Below are 16,675 nucleotides of genomic sequence, written 5' to 3'. Positions count from 1 at the left end.
CGAAGATCCGATTTCCATTGAAATTGCGGAAGTTGTCCACAGGCGTCGGCGTGTCGGGGTGCGACACGCCGGTGTCCCGCAGTTTCAATTGAAACTGCGGGACACCGGGTGGGGTCGAGGTTGCGCCAGGAAGGTCAGTGGCGGCGGAGGACCCAGCTGCGGACGAGGGCCGCCGTGACCACCGCCAGCGAGATCGCGGCGAGCAGCACCGGGGCCGCCACCCGCTCCGTCACCTCCGTCGGCAACGCCTCCGCCTTGCCCGCGGCTCGGATCTCCTCCTGCTGCTCACGTGCCTTCTGCTGCTCCTGGGACTGCTTCTGGAGGTCGCCGATGTCCGGCGTCAGGCCCGGCACCTGGCCGTAGCGGGCCTGCGCCCACGGCAGCGAGCCGCCCTGGAGGTCCCGCAGGCTGGGCGGCAGGACGCTGACCGCTCCCGGTGCCCCGCCGCTGGGCGTCAGGGCCGGTGGCGGCGTCGTGGGCGGCGGCAGGGTGGGGCTCGGCGGCGCCGGGTTCGTGCTGGGCGGCGGGTTCGGCGTCGGCTTGGGCTGCTCGGGCGGCGGCTGATGCGTGGTCGGCGGCGGTTCGACCGCGGGCTTCGCGACCTTCACCGTGAGGGCGTTGCCGATGCTGACGAGGTTGGTGAAGTGCCAGGTGACCGCGTCGACCTTCTTCTCGGGCAGGCCGATCTCGGCGAGCCGGGGCGCGGCGGCCTCGGCGATGTCCTTGCCGGAGTAGAAGGTGCGGCCTTCCCGCGCGGGCCCGAGCGAGATCGGCGTCAGGGCGGCGAACTTCTTGGCGGCGTCGTCGGCCTGGCCGAAGGCCAGCGGCATGGCGAGCAGCACGGCCTCGCGGACCTTGAAGTCGAGCGTGGACGGCGCGATGGTGATCTGCTGGCCGGGTTCCGCGTCGACGATGGCCAGGGGCTGGTCGACGACCAGCGGGTCGGCCGCGTAGGCGGCGCCGGCGCCGAGGAAGGTGCTCGCGGTGATCGCTAAGCCGACCAGCCCCGCGGACACGGTCCGGCCGAGCGCGTTCGGCCGGACCAGCGGATTGGGTTTCCCCCGTGCTCCCATGTCTCGTCTCCCCACGGCCGTGCGAATGCCGATCACTCTCTCAAGATTAATAACGCCCGAACACCGCCATTGGTGACGGCCCGGGAGAAATCCCGTGGCTTCCCGCGCTGTGGGATCGGGCCGTTCACGCCGCCGGGAGGCGGTCCGGTCGGCCGCCTAGACTTCGGGTATGCGTATCGGCGCCCACGTTCGCGATGATGACCCGTTGGCCGCCGCCGCCGAGCGCGGCGCGGAGGTCGTGCAGTTCTTCCTGTCGGACCCGCAGGGCTGGAAGGCCCCGAAGCCGCATCCGCAGGCCGAGCAGTTGCGCGACAGCGACGTCGAGGTGTTCATCCACGCGCCGTACGTGATCAACGTGGCCTCGCTGAACAACCGGATCCGGATCCCGTCCCGCAAGGCCGTGGCGCAGCAGGCGACGGCGGCGGCCGCGGTGGGCGCGACGGGCCTGATCGTGCACGGCGGGCACGTGACCAAGGACGATGCGCCGGCCGAGGGCGTGTCGAACTGGCGGAAGCTGTTCGAGCGGCAGGCCGCGGACGGCGGTTTCGACGTGCCGATCCTGATCGAGAACACTGCGGGCGGCGCCAATGCGATGGCGCGGCGGTTCGATGCGCTGGCGCGGTTGTGGGATGCGGTCGGCGAGTTCGGGGCGGGTTTCTGCCTGGACACCTGCCACGCGCACGCCGCGGGCGAGGAGCTGCTGGACATCGTCGACCGGGTGAAGGCGATCACCGGGCGGATCGATCTGGTGCACCTCAACGATTCGCGGGACGAGTTCGGCTCCTCGCGGGACCGGCACGCCAACATCGGCGCGGGCAACATCGATCCGGACCTGCTGGTCGCGGTGTGCGCGAGCGCCGGGGCGCCGGTGGTGGTGGAGACGCCGGACGAGGGCCAGGCCGACGACATCGCGTTCCTCCGCGGCAAGGTCGCCTGAACGCATCGACTTCTTCGCGGTATCGAACGGGAGTGATCGGCATCGGCGTCAAGACGGCCCGCAGGTTGACGATCTCCGGCTTGGTCGCGCTGTGCATGTTCACCGCGTTGGCGTTGGCGCTGGGGTATGCCAACAAGGCGCGGTGCACCGGCCCGCTCTTCGACGAGTGGGGCCGTTCGGAGCCCGCTTACCAGGAGCGGGCGTACGGCGACGTGTGCTACTCCGACATCCAGAACCTGTGGGTCGGCCGGGACATCGACCGGCACGTCTTCCCCTACGTGCACGGCGGGATCGAGCCCGACGGGACGTTGTACGGCGGCGTGGTCGAGTACCCGGTGCTGACCGGCGTGCTGATCTGGGTGGGTGCGTTGTTCGCCGACACGGACGCGGGTTTCCTGGCCTCGTCGGCGTTGTTGATGGCGCCGTTCGGGCTGGCCGTCGCGTGGTGGCTGGGCCGGTTGAGCGGCTGGCGGGCGCTGTTGTGGGCGTTGAGCCCGCCGCTGGTGCTTTACGCCTTCCACAACTGGGATCTGCCGGTGGTGGCGTGCGCGGTGGCCGCGGTGTTCGTCGTGCACCGGTGGACGTCGGCGTCGTTGCGCAGGCGGGCGACGGCGGCCGCGGTGCTGTTGGGCTTGGGTTTCGCGCTGAAGCTGTACCCGGCGCTTTTCGTGCTGCCGCTGGCGTTGTACGTGCTGACCGAGGGCCGCGACGAGCGGCGGTTCGACGTGCGCGGCGCGCTGCAGGTGGTGGGGGCCGCGGTCGGGACGGCGGTGCTGGTGAACGTGCCGTTCATGGTGGCCGGGTTCGGCGGCTGGTTGGCGTCGTTCGACTTCCAGTCCCGGCGGCAGGTGGACATCAGCACGAACTCGATCTGGTACTGGGGTTTCCGGCATTGGACCGAGTACGAGGGTTTCCAGTCGGCGATGGGCGTGGTGTCGCCGCTGCTGATGCTGCTGTCGTTCGCGGTGGCTTGCGCGGTCGGCTGGTTGCGCTACGAGCGCACCGGGACGTATCCCTGGATCCAGGTTTCGGCGGCGATGTTGTGCGGTTTCCTGCTGCTGCACAAGGTGCATTCGCCGCAGTACACGTTGTGGCTGCTGCCGTTCTTCGTGCTGGTGGCGGTGCGCTGGGGCTGGATCGTGGCGTACCTGGTGGCGGACCTGGCGATGGGCATCAGCATCTTCCGCTGGTTCTACCTGAACATGGCGGGCGAGCCGAACGGCATCCACGACGGTTTCACGTCGCAGGCGCTGATGATCGGCGTCTGGGGCCGGGCGGCGCTGCTGGTAGGACTGTTCGTGGCATTCCTCGCGGCGCGCTCCACTGTGGACGATTTCGGCCCGGTGCGGAGCGCGTTCAGGTTGCGTAGCGAGTCGCCAGCGCGGTGACGGTTTCGGCGACCGCGGCGCGGAGTTCGGGCGGGCCGAGCACCTCGGCCTCGGCGCCGAGGCGGAGCACGTCGTGGACGGCGACGTCCTGCCGTTCGACGAGCAGGTCGACCTCCACCCAGCCGTGCTCGTCGGGCGGCCCGGCGGCGGCGAGGGCGTTGGTGCCGAGGGAGCCGAACTTCGCGGTGAGCAGCTTCTGCGCGAGCGGCGAGATCCGCAGGCGCGCGGTTCCGCGGTACATCTCGGCTTCCATGCGCCGGGCGGATTCGGCCCAGCTCGCGGCGAGGTCGAATCCCGCGGGCCGGGCGAAGGCGTCCGGGGTGACCTCCACGGCCAGGATGCGGGTGATCCGGTAGGTGCGGATGGCTTCGCCGGCCTGGGCCACGAGGTACCAGATGCCGCCCTTCAGGACGATGCCCAGCGGGTTGAGCTCTCGGTGCACTTCGCCGCGCCACCGGCGGTAGTGCACGCGCAGGACGCGTTGTTCCCACACCGCCTGGGCGATCTCGGCCAGGTGCGGCACGTCGTCGGCGTCCCGGAACCAGCCCTTCGCGTCGAGGTGGAACCGGTCCTGGATGCGGCGGGCCCGCTCGGCCAGTTCGGCGGGCAACGCGGCTTGGACCTTCAGCTGCGCGGTGGCCAGGACCGCGCCGAGGCCGAGTTCCCGGGCCGGTCCGGGCGCGCCGGCGAGGAAGAGGGAGCCGGCTTCGGCGTCGGTGAGGCCGGTCAGCCGGGTGCGGTAGCCGTCCATCAGGCGGTAGCCACCGTCGGGTCCGCGGTCGGCGCAGACCGGGACGCCGGCCGCGCCGAGGGCCTCGATGTCGCGGTAGACGGTGCGGACCGACACCTCCAGCGCCTCGGCGAGTTCGGTCGCGGTCATCCGGCCGCGGTTCTGCAGCAGCAGGAGCACGGTGAGGAGCCGGTCGGCGCGCATGGCCGAATTCTGCCCCGCGTACCTGACAGGAGATGTCAGGTACGGCGTTCAGGCTGGTCGCAAGACCGATCGAAGGGATGTCCATGACCACCGGCAGTTTCACCGTCGTCCGCTGGGACGAGAGCATCGTGGGCGACGGCGAGCAGCACCCGAAGCTCGCGCGCGCCGCGATCACCAACAAGTTCACCGGTGGCATCGAGGCGGCCGAGGTCGCCTGCGAGTACACCCTCGTGTACAGCACCGAGCTGACCGGTTCGTTCACCGGGATGCAGCTGATCCGCGGGACGCTGGACGGGCGCGAGGGCGCCTTCGCCATCGAGGAGCGCGGCCACTTCGGCGGCGACGGCTCGATCCGCTCGACCTTCGAGGTGGTGCCGGAATCGGGCACCGGCGAGCTGTCCGGGCTGCGCGGGACCGGCCGCTACACGGCCACCAGCGGCGAGCTCACGGTGCCCTACGAGTTCGACTACACCCTGGGCTGAGCCGAGGTCCACTTAGGACGAATGGGTGCAGTTTCAATTGAAACTGCACCCACGAGACACCCCCGGTGGTCTGCAGTTTCAATTGAAACTGCAGACCACCGGGTTCGTCAGAAGACGGACTCGTCCAGCTCCATCAGGGAGTTGTCCGCCGCCTCGATGATCTTGCGGCGGCCGGTCAGCTCCGGCAGCACGTTCTTGGCGAAGAACCGGGCCACCGCCACCTTGCCCTGGTAGAACGGCTGGTCCTTGGCCGAGGCGCCCGCGTCCAGCGCGACGAGGGCGATCTCGGCCTGGCGCAGCAACAGCCAGCCGATCAGCACGTCGCCCATGCTCATCAGGAACGACACCGCGTGCTGGCCGACCTTGTAGATGTTCTTGACGTCCTCCTGCGAGGAGGTCAGGAACTCGATCAGCGTGCCGAGCATGCCCTGGGCGTCCTGCAGCGCCCGGGCGACCAGCGCGCGCTCCTCCTTGAGCCGCTCGTCGGCGCCCTCGGCCTCCAGCGTCGCCTGGATCTCGGCGGCGATGTGGCCGATGGCGGCGCCGTTGTTGCGGACGATCTTGCGGAAGAAGAAGTCCTGGGCCTGGATCGCGGTGGTGCCCTCGTACAGGCTGTCGATCTTCGAGTCGCGGATGTACTGCTCGATCGGGTAGTCCTGCAGGAAGCCGGAGCCGCCGAGGGTCTGCAGCGACAGGGTCAGCATCTCGTAGGCCCGCTCCGAGCCGACGCCCTTGACGATGGGCAGCAGCAGGTCGTTGACCTGCTCGGCGACGCTGAAGTCGGTGCCATCGTGCTGGCCCTGGAAGACCTGGTCCTGGAAGGTCGCGGTGTAGAGGTAGACCGAGCGCAGACCTTCGGCGTAGGCCTTCTGCAGCATCAGGATGCGGCGCACGTCCGGGTGGTTGGTGATGGTCACGCGCGGCGCGGCCTTGTCCGTGGCCCTGGTCAGGTCGGCGCCCTGCACGCGCTCCTTGGCGTAGTCCAGCGCGTTGAGGTAGCCGGTGGACAGGGTGCCGATGGCCTTGGTGCCGACCATCATCCGGGCGTACTCGATGACCTGGAACATCTGCGCGATGCCGTCGTGCACCTCGCCGAGCAGCCAGCCCTTGGCCGGTACGCCGTGCTGGCCGAAGGTCAGCTCGCAGGTGGCCGAGGCGTTCAGGCCCATCTTGTGCTCGACGTTGGTGACGAAGGCGCCGTTGCGCTCGCCGGGCTCGCCGGTGGTGCTGTCGAAGTGGAACTTGGGCACCAGGAACAGGCTCAGGCCCTTGGTGCCGGGCTTGGCCTCGATGCCGGGACCTTCGGGGCGGGCCAGCACCAGGTGCATGATGTTCTCGGTCATGTCCTGGTCGGCGGAGGTGATGAACCGCTTCACGCCCTCCAGGTGCCAGGAGCCGTCCTCCTGCTTGATGGCCTTGGTGCGGCCGGCGCCGACGTCGGAGCCCGCGTCCGGCTCGGTGAGCACCATGGTGGCGCCCCAGCCGCGCTCGATCATCAGCTCGGCCCAACGGCGCTGCTCCTCGGTGCCGTTGCGCCACAGGATCGTCGCGAAGTTCGGGCCCGCCATGTACATGTAGATGGCCGGGTTGGCGCCGAGCATGAGTTCGGCGGCGGACCAGATGACGGTGGGCGGGGTGCCGTAGCCGCCGAGCTCGTCCGGCAGGCTCAGCCGCCACCACTCGCCGTCCATGACCTGCTGGTACGACTTCTTGAACGCCTCGGGCAGGGTCACCGAGTGGGTGGCCGGGTCGAACTTGGCGGGGGTGCGGTCGCCTTCGACGAAGGAGTCGGCCAGCGGTCCGGTGGCCAGCTCGTTGAGTTCGCTGAGCACGCCCCGCACGGTGTCCTCGTCGGACTGCTCGAAGGCGCCCTTGCCCAGCCGTTCCTGCACCTTGAAGACCTCGAAGAGGTTGAACTCCAGGTCTCGGACGTTGCTCTTGTAGTGGCCCATCGAAGGCTCCCTCGTGCGCGCTGCTGCGGGCGGGCCCGGCCCGGCCCTTACTCGTCGGTAACAAGAGGGTATTACCTGACGGTAACTTCTGCCAAGCGGCCTTCCGGACGCTTTCCGGAATCGGGCCGCGACCAGGGGCGTTCCACCGGAAAAATCCCGATCCCCCGAGATCGATCGCCTGAAAGCACCAGCGGCGTGTCCGACCGGACACCTAGAGTTGCGCTCACGATTCCCGCGACTACCCCAGCGGAGGCCCCGATGACGGCGGTGCGCGCGGAAGCCCTGGTGAAGACCTTCGGCTCGAACCGCGCGCTCGACGGCGTGGACCTGGAGATCCCGGCCGGCCACGTGCTCGGCCTGCTCGGCCCCAACGGCGCGGGCAAGACCACCGCCGTGCGGATCCTCACCACGCTGCTCAAGCCGGACTCCGGGCGGGCCTTCGTGGCCGGGCACGACGTGCTCGCCGACCCGCAGGCGGTCCGCCGCTCGATCGGCCTCTCCGGGCAGTACGCGGCGGTCGACGAGAACCTCACCGGCTACGAGAACCTCTACATGGTCGGCCGGCTGTACGGCATGACCCGCGCCGACGCGACCGCGCGCGCCCGGCGGCTGCTGGACCGGTTCCGCCTGCAGGAGGCCGCCGACCGGCCGTCGAAGGGCTATTCCGGCGGCATGCGGCGACGGCTCGACCTGGCCGGCGCGCTGGTCGCCGCCCCGGCCGTCGTGGTGCTCGACGAGCCCACCACCGGCCTGGACCCGCGCGGCCGGATGGACACCTGGCAGGTCATCGGCGAACTCGTCGCCGACGGCACCACCGTGCTGCTGACCACGCAGTACCTGGAGGAGGCCGACCAGCTGGCCGACAGCATCGCGGTGATCGACCGCGGCCGGGTGATCGCCAGCGGCACCGCCGACGAGCTCAAGTCGCAGGTCGGCGGCGAGCGCCTCGAACTGGTCGTGCAGGACGCGGCCGACCTGCCGGTCGTCGCTCGGGTGCTCGGCGAGGTCGGCGCCGGGGAACCGGAGGTCGAGGAGCACCTGCGGAAGGCGTTCGTCGCCGTGGACAGCGGGCCGAAGTCGCTGATCGAGGCGCTGCGCCGGCTGGACGCCGAAGACGTCGCGGTGCACGACGTCGCACTGCACCGGCCGACCCTGGACGACGTGTTCCTGGGCCTGACCGGCCGCCGCACCGAGGAGCAGGAGGGGCAGCCGTGAGTAGCCCTGTGTCAACCCGAGTCCTCCTCAACCGCACCTCAGGGGAACGTGACGCAAACCAGCCACGAGCGAAACGCGGGATTGAGCCGGACGCAACCACGACTGTGAAACGCGGAGAGGCGGAACTGCCATGAGCGCGCTCGTCGCCGGCATCCGCGACAGCAGCGTCGTCGCGTGGCGGAACCTGGTGAACATCAAGCGCAATCCGGACTGGCTGCTGTCCAGCACCGCGCAGCCGATCATGTTCGTGCTGCTGTTCGCCTACGTCTTCGGCGGCAGCCTCGGCGGCGAGGCGTACCGGGAGTTCCTGATCGGCGGGATCTTCGTGCAGACCGTCGCGTTCAACAGCGCGTTCACCGTGATCGGGCTGGCCAACGACCTGAACAAGGGCATCGTGGACCGGTTCCGGTCGCTGCCGATGTCGCGGATCGCGGTGCTGCTCGGCCGCACCTCGTCGGACCTCGTGATCAGCGTGCTGACCGTGGTGATCATGTCGGCGTGCGGGCTGCTGGTGGGCTGGCGGATCCGCGGCAGCCTGTTCGAGGCGCTGCTCGCGTTCTTCATCCTGCTGCTGTTCTCGTTCGCGATCTCCTGGGTCGGCGCGTTCATCGGGCTGATCTCGCGCAGCGTCGAGGTGGCGCAGAGCGCCGGGCTGCTCTGGCTGTTCCCGGTCACCTTCGTCTCGTCGGCGTTCGTGCCGGCGGAGGCGATGCCCGCGCCGCTGCGCGCCTTCGCGGAGTGGAACCCGATCACCGTCACCGCGGACGCGCTGCGCCAGCTCTACGGCAACCCGCTGCGGGTCACCGGCCCGCCGCCGGACAGCTGGCCGGCGCAGCACGCGGTGCTCTACTCGATCGGATCCGCGCTGGCCATCCTGGCGATCTTCATGCCGCTCGCGGTCGCCCGCTACCGCCGCGTCGCCAGCCGCTGACCGCTCACGAGCCCAGCAAGCCGGTGAGGAATTCCGCGACGAGGCGATCCCGGTCGATCTCGGCCGCCACGTCGATCAGCGGGCCGTCGGGCTCGGAGAACTCGCGGCGGTCGACGACGAGCATGCCGCGGGTGTGCTCTCCGCGGAGCTCCACCCGGACCGGGGCCTGCTCGCAGCGCGCGAGATCGGGCCGCACCGCGAGCACGGCGGCGCTCGGGTCGTGCAACGGGCAGCCGGGCCGGGCGTGCCTGCCGCGGTAGAACTGCAGGTAGTGCTGGAGGATCGCGTGCGCGAACTCGGCCTTGCGGCCGGGCGCCGCGGCAATCCGGTCCACATCGGACTGGTCGAGCCAGGTGCGCATCGTGACGTCCAGGCCGACCAGCGTCAGCGGCCAGCCCGCGCCGAGCACGAGCGCGGCGGCCTCCGGGTCGTGCCAGATGTTGGCCTCGGCGAACGGACTGATGTTGCCGGGTTCCCGCGTCGTGCCGCCCATGACGACCACGTTGCGCACGAGTTCCGGCAGCCGCGGTTCGAGCAGCAGCGCCAGCGCCAGGTTCGTCAGCGGCCCGGTGGCCACGACGGTGCACTCACCGGGCAGCTCCCGCGCGATCCGGACGAGCTGCTCGGCGGCCGACACCGGCTCGGGGCGCAGCTCGGGCACGGGGCTGGCGTGTCCGCCGAGGCCGTCCTCGCCGTGCACGAGCGCGGAGATGTCCAGCGGTTGCGCCAGCGGGCGCTGCGCGCCGACAGCGACCGGGACGTCCCGCCGGCCGGCGACGTCGAGCACCTGCAGGGCGTTGGCGGCGGCAGCGTCGGCCGGCGCGTTGCCGTGCACCGTGCCGACCGCGACGAGCTCGACGTCGTCCCGGCCCAGGAGGAACAGCGTCGCGAGCGCGTCGTCGATCCCGTAGTCGCCATCAAAGATGATCTTGGCCAAGTCGCCACCTCGCTCGGGTCGAATCACGGCAATCGTTATCCGCGCAGTTGGATCTAGTTCTATCAGCTGTTTCAACAAAAAGTTAGGCGAATCGTTGACGTTCCAGCGACCGATGCCTACCTTCTACGGAAATCGATTCCATCACTACGGGAGTGATCATGGTCGGGTCCGTCGTGGATCGGCCCGCGGCAACGCGGCAACGCACCGGGCTGGTGCTCACAGCGCTGATCATCGGTGTGGTGAGCTTCCAGCTCAACGCCACCATGGTCACCCCGGCCATGCCGGACATCGCCCGCACCCTGGGCACCACCACCGACCTGGTCGGCCTGTCGCAGACCATGTTCCTGCTGATCGGCGGCCTCGCGGGCGTCGTGCTGTCGCGGCTGAGCGACCACGTCGGGCGGCGCAAGGTCCTGGTGATCTCGCTGCTGGTGATGTCCGCGGGCTCGCTGATCGCGATGCTCGCGCCGAACATCGGCGTGCTGATCGCGGCCCGGGTGCTGCAGGGCGCGTCCGGCGCGACGTTCCAGCTCACCTACCTGATCCTGCGCGACGTCCTGTCGCCGAAGCAGTTCGGTCAGGCCCTCGGCCTGGTCACCGCGATCAACGGCGGCGTCGGCGGCCTCGACGGGCTGGCCGGCGGCGCGCTGGCCGACACCGTCGGCTTCCGCGCGGTGTTCGCGGTGATCCTCGGCCTGGGCGTGATCGCCGCGCTGCTGGCGGGCAGGTTCGTGCCCGAGACCCACGCCGGCACCGGCGGCCGGATGGACTGGGCCGGCGCGGTCGCGCTGACCGGCGCGCTCGCGGCCCTCAACCTCGGCATCAGCCAGGGCAACGACCAGGGCTGGCTCAGCCCGCTCGCGCTCGGCCTGCTGATCGGCGGCGCCGTGCTGCTGGCCGTGTTCTGGCGGGTCGAGAACCGCGTCGGCGAGCCGCTGATGGCCGCTCGCCACCTGCGGTCCCGGCAGGTGTGGCCGCTGGTGGCGACCACGCTGCTCGCCCTCACCGGCGTGTTCTGCGCGATCAACTTCACCGTCGTGCTGCTCAGCCAGGACGAGCAGCTCGGCTACGGCATGAACGCGACCCTGTCGGCCCTGATGTTCCTGGCGCCGCCCGCGGTGATCGGGCTGGCGTCCGGGCCGTTGGCCGGCTGGCTCGCGCCGCGCGTCGGCTGGCGGCTGGTGCTGCGCGTGGGGCTCGCGCTGAGCATCGCCTCGCTGGTCTTCGCCGCGGCCTTCGCCGACTCGCGGTGGCTGGTGTTCGCCGCGTTCATCGGGCTCGGCATCGGCTACAACGGCCTGGTCATGACGACGCTCAGCGGGCTCGGCGTGGTGCTCTCGCCGAAGGAGAGCCCCGGTGCGCTGCCCGGCATGAACGGCGCGGCGTTCGGCATCGGCGCCTCGCTGGGCATCGGCATCGTCGCGCCGACCGTCGACGGCGGCGACTACCACACGGCGCTGTGGATCTCGGTGGCCGTGACGGCGCTGGCGCTGGTCGCGTCGTTCCTGATCAAGCCCCCGTCGACGACCGAAGGCGAGAACGTCTAGTCGGCAGGGGTCGGGGCAGGACGCCGGTTTCGCGCGAAAGCGACCCTCAGGCGGGCGCCGGTTTCGCGCGAAACCGGCCCGCACTCGGTGGCGCCGAAGGCTGCGCGGCGCCGGCCGAGTAGGCATGCGCACGGCGAATTCCGGGTTGACCCTCACGTCACGTGAGGCCGCATGCTCGGTGCCGAGGAGGCGAGGACCATGAGCTACTCGGTCGGCGAGGCGGCCCGGATCGCCGGGGTCACCGTGCGGACGCTGCACCACTACGACGAGATCGGCCTGCTGATCCCGAGCGGCCGGACGGCGGCGGGCTACCGCAGCTACTCCGGCCCAGACCTGGACCGGCTGCGCCGCATCCTGTTCTACCGGGAGCTCGACCTCGGCCTCGACGACATCGCGAGCATCCTCGCCGACGGTGGCGCGCACGCGCACCTGAAGCGGCAGCACGAGCTGCTGCTGGCCCGCATCGAGCGGTTGCAGCGGATGGTCGCGGCGGTGGAACGCGAGATGGAGGCGAACACGATGGGGATCGACCTGACGCAGGAGGAGAAGTTCGAGCTGTTCGGCGACTTCGACCCGGACGACCACGCCGCGGAGGCCGAGCAGCGCTGGGGCGGCACCGACGCCTACCGGCAGTCCCAGCAGAAGATGTCCGGCTTCACCAAGGCGGACTGGAAGCGGTTCATGGCCGAGCAGGAGGACATCGGCCGCCGGCTCGCCGAGGCGATGCGGGCCGGGCACGCGCCGGACGGCGAGGCGGCGATGGACCTCGCCGAGGCGCACCGCGGGCACATCACGCGCTGGTGCTACGACTGCACCTACGAGATCCACCGCGGTCTCGGCGAGATGTACGTGGCGGACGAGCGGTTCGCGGCGAACTTCGAGAAGCTCGTGCCCGGCCTCGCCGAGTACGTCCGGACGGCGATCAACGCCAACGCCACCCGAGCCGGCGCGTAGCCGGCCCGTCCCGGATCACCGCAATTTCCATTGAAATCGAAGGTTCGATTTCAATGAGCGTTTTTCATCCTGGTCGGCCCGCAACCGCGGGTCGCAAAGCCGCATGTCGATGGGGTGTCGCATGCGCCGCAGGCGCATAGCCCACCTACGACACCGGCACCGCCGCGGGTTCTCAGAGGCTTCCTGGCGAGGACGGCCCCTCCGCCGTGTATTTGGGCATACATCAGGAGGGGCACCCACAGTCCAGGGAGCCTCTGAGGTTCCGCTACCCGCACCGCCACGCAAAACGAGGTTGGAAAAACCTCAATGGAAATTGCGGCCATCACCCGCCCTGCCAACGGTGATCACCTGGCCACGGCGACGTCCGCCGGGGAGCGAGGTAGCGTTTCGCACCGGAACAGGTGAGGTGCGTGATGAGTTCGGCATTCCCGGCTGAGCTGCAGCCGCAGAGCAAGCCCCGGGCCAGGGCCGCGTGGGACGTGTACGCGGTAGTCGCGGCTGGCGGCACGCTGGGCTCGCTGCTGCGCTACGGCGCGTCCCTGGCGTGGCCGGGGCCGTTGTCGACGTTGCTGGTCAACATGATCGGCTGCGTGGCCATCGGGGTGCTGATGCACGTGATCACCGAGCTCGTCGTCGCGCACCGCCTGGTCCGGCCGTTCCTCGGCGTCGGCGTGCTCGGCGGGTTCACCACGTTCTCCACCTATGTCGTCGACGCGCTGCACCTCGTGCTCGACCACCAGCCCGCGCTCGCCCTGGCCTACCTGGTCGGGACCGTGCTGAGCTGCCTGCTCGCGGTGCTCGTCGGGGTTCTCGCGGCGCGCTCGGTGGCGCGCCTGTTCGGACGGGGTGATCGGTGATGCGGCTGCAGGGCGAGGCGTTCCGGCTCACCGCGATCGTCGGCGAAGGCGACACCTACCAGCACAAACCGCTGTACCACGAGATCGTGCTGCGGGCCAGGCACGCCGGGCTGGCCGGCGCCTCGGTGTTCCGCGGCGTCGAGGGCTTCGGCGCGACCGCGGCGATCCACACCGCGCGGCTGCTGTCGCTGAGCGAGGACCTGCCGGTCGCGGTGGTGATCGTCGACGACGAGCAGCGGGTGCGAAGCTTCCTGCCGGAGCTCGACGGGCTGGTCACCAACGGCCTGGTGCTGCTCGACGAGGTCGAGGTGATCCGCTACGCCGGCAAGGAGCCGCGGTGACGTTCGTGCTGGTCGCGCTCGGTGGGGCGCTGGGCGCGTGCCTCCGGTTCCACACCGATCGCTGGGTGCAGGCGCGGCACGACACCGGCTTCCCGTGGGGCACGGTGACGGTCAACGCGATGGGCTCGCTGGTCCTCGGCTTCCTCGCCGGCGTCGCGCTCTTCGGCATGCCGATCCCGGTGCTCCAGACCTTCCTCGGCGTCGGCTTCTGCGGCGCGCTGACCACCTTCAGCACGTTCAGCTACGAAACCGTCCGGCTGCTGCTCGACGGCGCGCGGCTGTTCGCGGTGCTCAACGTGGTCGTCACGACGCTCGCCGGGATCGGTTCGGGCGTGCTCGGCGTGGTGCTGGCCGCCGCGATCTGGGGCTGACCCGCCGCGCTGCCCTACCGCCCCCGCGGCGGGAGAATCGAGGCGAAACGGGCACGGGAGGGGGATTCGATGAGCGACACCACGATCATCAAGGTGGACGGCGCGCACTCACCGCGTGGCACCCTCGGCCAGTACTACCTCGCCGAAGGCGTCGGCCTGGCGATGCGGCTGTGGCGCGACGAGCCGCCGGGCGTGGACAAGCAGTCGGCGGCCCGCGACTACGAGACGGCCGGATACGTGATCAGCGGCCGCGCGGAGCTGCACAGCGAGGGCCAGACGGTGCTGCTCGAACCGGGCGACTCGTGGATCATCCCGAAGGGCGCCGAGCACCGCTACAAGATTCTCGAAACGTTCACCGCCGTCGAGGCCACGCACCCGCCGGCCCAGGTCCACGGCCGCGACGAGAAGTCCGGCTGACCCGCGGGTGGTGTCATGGTCGCGGTGGAAGTCGTCGAGACGTCATCGCTGGGCGACCGCAGCTACCTCGTCACCGACGGCGCGGTGGCGGCCGTGGTGGATCCGCAGCGGGACGTCGACCGGATGCTCGCCGTCGCCGGTCGCCGAGGGGTCCGCATCACCCACGTGCTGGAGACGCACATCCACAACGACTACCTCTCCGGCGGCTTGGAGCTGTGCCGGCTGACCGGTGCGGAGTACGGGGTGTCGGCGTCGGACGTGGTGTCGTTCGCGCGGCGCCCGCTGGCCGAAGGCGACGTGGTGGCGGTGTCGCCGGGGATGCGGCTGCGCGTGCTGGCGACGCCCGGTCACACCTTCCACCACCTGTCGTACGTGCTCGAAGAGCCCGGCGGCGTGGTCGGGGTGTTCACCGGCGGCTCGCTGCTGTTCGGCTCGACCGGGCGCACGGATCTGCTCGGCCAGCAGCACAGCGAGGAGCTCGCCCGGCAGCAGCACGCCTCGGTGCGCAAGCTCGCCGAGGTGCTGCCGGACGAGGCGGCGATCTGGCCGACGCACGGCTTCGGCAGCTACTGCTCGGCCGACGCCGTGTCCCGCGGCTCCGCGACCGTGGGCCAGCAGAAGAAGGTCAACGCCGCGTTCCGGCTCGGCGAGGACGAATTCGTCGACCACGCCCTGTCCGCGCTGGACGCGTTCCCGGCGTACTACGCGCAGATGGGCGCGCGGAACGCGGCCGGGCCGGAGCCGGTCGACCTGCGGGAACCGGCCCGGGTGCGGCCGGCTGAGCTGGCCCGGCGGCTGCGCGTCGGCGACTGGGTGGTGGACCTGCGGTCCCGCCGGGCGTTCTCGCGCGCGCACCTGGCGGGCACGATCAGCCTCGGCCTGGACGGGCCACTGGCCACCTGGCTCGGCTGGCTGGCCGACCGGGGCGCGCCGCTGACGCTGGTCGGCGAATCGCCGGAGCAGGTCTGCGCCGCGCAACGCGAGCTGGCGCGCATCGGCATCGAGCGGCCGATGGCGGCGGTCGGGCATCCGCACGAGCTCGCCGCGGACCCGAGCCTGGTGCGCAACCTGCCGTCCGCGACGTTCGACGACCTCGCCGAAGCCGGCCCGGGAACGGTCGTGCTGGACGTGCGGATGCGCCGCGAGTGGCGGGCCTGCCACCTCAAGAACGCCGTGCACATCCCGCTCTTCGAGCTGCGCGACCGGACGCACGAGCTCCCGGACGGGGTCGTGTGGGTGCATTGCAGCGCCGGGTACCGGGCCGCCGCGGCGGCGTCGCTGCTGGCGCGCGCGGGCCGCGAGGTGGTGCTGGTCGACGAGGAGTTCGCCGCCGCGCACCGGGCCGGTCTGCCGTTGGTGTCCGACCGCTGAGGAACCGCCGGCGCCCGGCGCGAGTCTGATCGGGCGTGGACTTCGACCTCGGCGTGCTGCCCGTGCTGGTGCCGGTGGTGCTCGGCGCGGTCTTCCTGGTGAGCGGCGCGCGGCAGATCCGGCGGAACCGGCGGCTGGTCCGCCACGGTGGCCGGGCGCACGGGATCGTGGTCGCCCAGGACAGCAGGTGGTCGTCGTCGGACGACGGCCCGGGCGGCAGCTACCAGCACGCGCCGGTGATCGAGTTCGCCGCCGAGGACGGCCGGACCCACCGGGCGAAGTCGGAGATCTCGAAGACCCACACGTCGTTCATCCCCGGTCGGCGCGTCCTGGTGCACTACGACCACGCCGACCCGTCGAAGATCTTCCTCCCCGGCCACGACGGCGGGCCTGCGGTGATCTTCGCGCTGATCGGCGCCGTCGTGCTGGCCGTCGGTCTGGCGGCGCTCTGGGCGTTCTGGCGAGGCGTGACCGCCGACGACCTGATGGACAACGGCGTCCTGTTCGGGGTGGCTTTCCTGTGCGTCGGCGGCAGCGTGCTGGCCGTCGGCGTCGCCGGGATCCTCGCCACGCTGCGCATCAAGACCGGCCCGCGCTCCCGCGGCGTCGTGATCGGCGAAACGACCAGCACCGGCCCGCAGGGCATGACGCGGCACCACGCGGTGGTCCGCTGGACCGCCCCGACCGGCGAGGTGCTGGAGGCGCCCAGCGGGCGCGGGCGGCTGATCCGCCGCATCCCGGTGGGCACCGGGATCACCGTCCGCCAGCACCCGCGCGACCCGTACCGGATCCTGCTGGCCGGCGACGGACCGGAGCTGGCCGGCTTCGCGTTCCTGCTGTTCGGCGGCCTGTTCAGCGCCGTCGGCGGCATGATCACCTGGGCGGTGCTGCACTTCTGACGCCGCCGTTCGGGGGAACCCGGGCCTACACTCGGTGTCGACAAGGCGTTCGGCGAGCACGGGTGGCCG

Annotated in this window: 17 protein-coding genes; 13 read left to right on the top strand and 4 right to left on the bottom strand. The window is 70.8% G+C overall.

All coding sequences use genetic code 11. The features are described from left to right. Positions 1 to 134 precede the first annotated feature (134 nt). Entirely contained in the window at positions 135 to 1,073 is a 939-nt protein-coding gene (locus ACWEV3_RS18675) for a hypothetical protein (RefSeq protein ID WP_452615080.1), read from the bottom strand. Positions 1,074 to 1,242: 169 nt separating this feature from the next. Here ACWEV3_RS18675 and ACWEV3_RS18670 point away from each other — a divergent pair, with 169 nt between their 5' ends. After that, positions 1,243 to 2,010, top strand: a complete 768-nt coding sequence (locus ACWEV3_RS18670; protein WP_452615079.1) for a deoxyribonuclease IV — start codon at positions 1,243 to 1,245, stop codon at positions 2,008 to 2,010. 32 nt (positions 2,011 to 2,042) lie between these two features. Continuing rightward, positions 2,043 to 3,398 (top strand): glycosyltransferase family 87 protein, encoded by a 1,356-nt coding sequence (locus ACWEV3_RS18665; protein ID WP_452615078.1) that lies wholly within the window; start codon positions 2,043 to 2,045, stop codon positions 3,396 to 3,398. Here the strand turns inward: ACWEV3_RS18665 and ACWEV3_RS18660 are convergent. Beyond that, a complete protein-coding gene (locus tag ACWEV3_RS18660) occupies positions 3,367 to 4,332 on the bottom strand; it encodes a helix-turn-helix transcriptional regulator (RefSeq protein ID WP_452615077.1) in 966 nt (321 codons plus the stop codon). The two genes, ACWEV3_RS18665 and ACWEV3_RS18660, sit on opposite strands and share 32 nt — an antisense overlap. A gap of 83 nt (positions 4,333 to 4,415) precedes the next feature. Between ACWEV3_RS18660 and ACWEV3_RS18655 the strand changes: the two genes are divergently transcribed. Then, complete coding sequence (locus ACWEV3_RS18655; protein WP_452615076.1) at positions 4,416 to 4,814, top strand: DUF3224 domain-containing protein; 399 nt, start codon at positions 4,416 to 4,418, stop codon at positions 4,812 to 4,814. Positions 4,815 to 4,921: 107 nt separating this feature from the next. Here the strand turns inward: ACWEV3_RS18655 and ACWEV3_RS18650 are convergent, their stop codons facing one another. After that, entirely contained in the window at positions 4,922 to 6,766 is a 1,845-nt protein-coding gene (locus ACWEV3_RS18650; RefSeq protein WP_452615075.1) for an acyl-CoA dehydrogenase, read from the bottom strand. A 258-nt stretch (positions 6,767 to 7,024) separates the two neighbouring features. Between ACWEV3_RS18650 and ACWEV3_RS18645 the strand changes: the two genes are divergently transcribed. Next, positions 7,025 to 7,981, top strand: a complete 957-nt coding sequence (locus tag ACWEV3_RS18645; RefSeq protein WP_452615074.1) for an ATP-binding cassette domain-containing protein — start codon at positions 7,025 to 7,027, stop codon at positions 7,979 to 7,981. 130 nt (positions 7,982 to 8,111) lie between these two features. Further along, entirely contained in the window at positions 8,112 to 8,912 is an 801-nt protein-coding gene (locus tag ACWEV3_RS18640; RefSeq protein WP_452615073.1) for an ABC transporter permease, read from the top strand. Between the two features lie 4 nt (positions 8,913 to 8,916). On the opposite strand, the gene ACWEV3_RS18635 is transcribed toward ACWEV3_RS18640, so the two are convergent. Further along, positions 8,917 to 9,849, bottom strand: coding sequence for a nucleoside hydrolase (locus ACWEV3_RS18635; RefSeq protein WP_452615072.1), 933 nt, complete (start codon positions 9,847 to 9,849; stop codon positions 8,917 to 8,919). A gap of 158 nt (positions 9,850 to 10,007) precedes the next feature. On the opposite strand from ACWEV3_RS18635, the gene ACWEV3_RS18630 reads away from it, so the two are divergent. The 8 genes from ACWEV3_RS18630 to ACWEV3_RS18595 all read left to right on the top strand — a co-directional run bounded on the left by ACWEV3_RS18630 (position 10,008) and on the right by ACWEV3_RS18595 (position 16,606). Next, complete coding sequence (locus tag ACWEV3_RS18630) at positions 10,008 to 11,396, top strand: MFS transporter (RefSeq protein WP_452615071.1); 1,389 nt, start codon at positions 10,008 to 10,010, stop codon at positions 11,394 to 11,396. 198 nt (positions 11,397 to 11,594) lie between these two features. Continuing rightward, entirely contained in the window at positions 11,595 to 12,350 is a 756-nt protein-coding gene (locus ACWEV3_RS18625; RefSeq protein WP_452615070.1) for a MerR family transcriptional regulator, read from the top strand. 413 nt (positions 12,351 to 12,763) lie between these two features. Next, a complete protein-coding gene (locus ACWEV3_RS18620) occupies positions 12,764 to 13,207 on the top strand; it encodes a fluoride efflux transporter FluC (protein ID WP_452615069.1) in 444 nt (147 codons plus the stop codon). Further along, positions 13,207 to 13,548 (top strand): DUF190 domain-containing protein, encoded by a 342-nt coding sequence (locus tag ACWEV3_RS18615; protein ID WP_358577855.1) that lies wholly within the window; start codon positions 13,207 to 13,209, stop codon positions 13,546 to 13,548. Before ACWEV3_RS18620 ends, ACWEV3_RS18615 begins: the two co-directional genes overlap by 1 nt. Further along, positions 13,545 to 13,919 carry a fluoride efflux transporter CrcB gene (crcB, locus tag ACWEV3_RS18610; protein ID WP_452615068.1) on the top strand — a complete coding sequence of 125 codons (375 nt, stop codon included), beginning with the start codon at positions 13,545 to 13,547 and terminating at the stop codon, positions 13,917 to 13,919. The genes ACWEV3_RS18615 and crcB overlap by 4 nt, the downstream gene beginning before the upstream one ends. A 69-nt stretch (positions 13,920 to 13,988) precedes the next feature. Next, positions 13,989 to 14,336 (top strand): cupin domain-containing protein, encoded by a 348-nt coding sequence (locus ACWEV3_RS18605; protein ID WP_452615067.1) that lies wholly within the window; start codon positions 13,989 to 13,991, stop codon positions 14,334 to 14,336. Positions 14,337 to 14,351: 15 nt separating this feature from the next. Continuing rightward, the gene (locus ACWEV3_RS18600) at positions 14,352 to 15,707 is read left to right on the top strand and encodes an MBL fold metallo-hydrolase (RefSeq protein ID WP_452615066.1); all 1,356 of its coding nucleotides are present in this window, start codon (positions 14,352 to 14,354) and stop codon (positions 15,705 to 15,707) included. Between the two features lie 35 nt (positions 15,708 to 15,742). Beyond that, positions 15,743 to 16,606 carry a DUF3592 domain-containing protein gene (locus tag ACWEV3_RS18595; protein ID WP_452615065.1) on the top strand — a complete coding sequence of 288 codons (864 nt, stop codon included), beginning with the start codon at positions 15,743 to 15,745 and terminating at the stop codon, positions 16,604 to 16,606. The last annotated feature ends 69 nt before the right edge of the window (positions 16,607 to 16,675 follow it).

This window comes from Saccharopolyspora sp. NPDC003752, from assembly GCF_053605825.1.
This window is presented reverse-complemented; position numbering and strand designations above follow the sequence as displayed.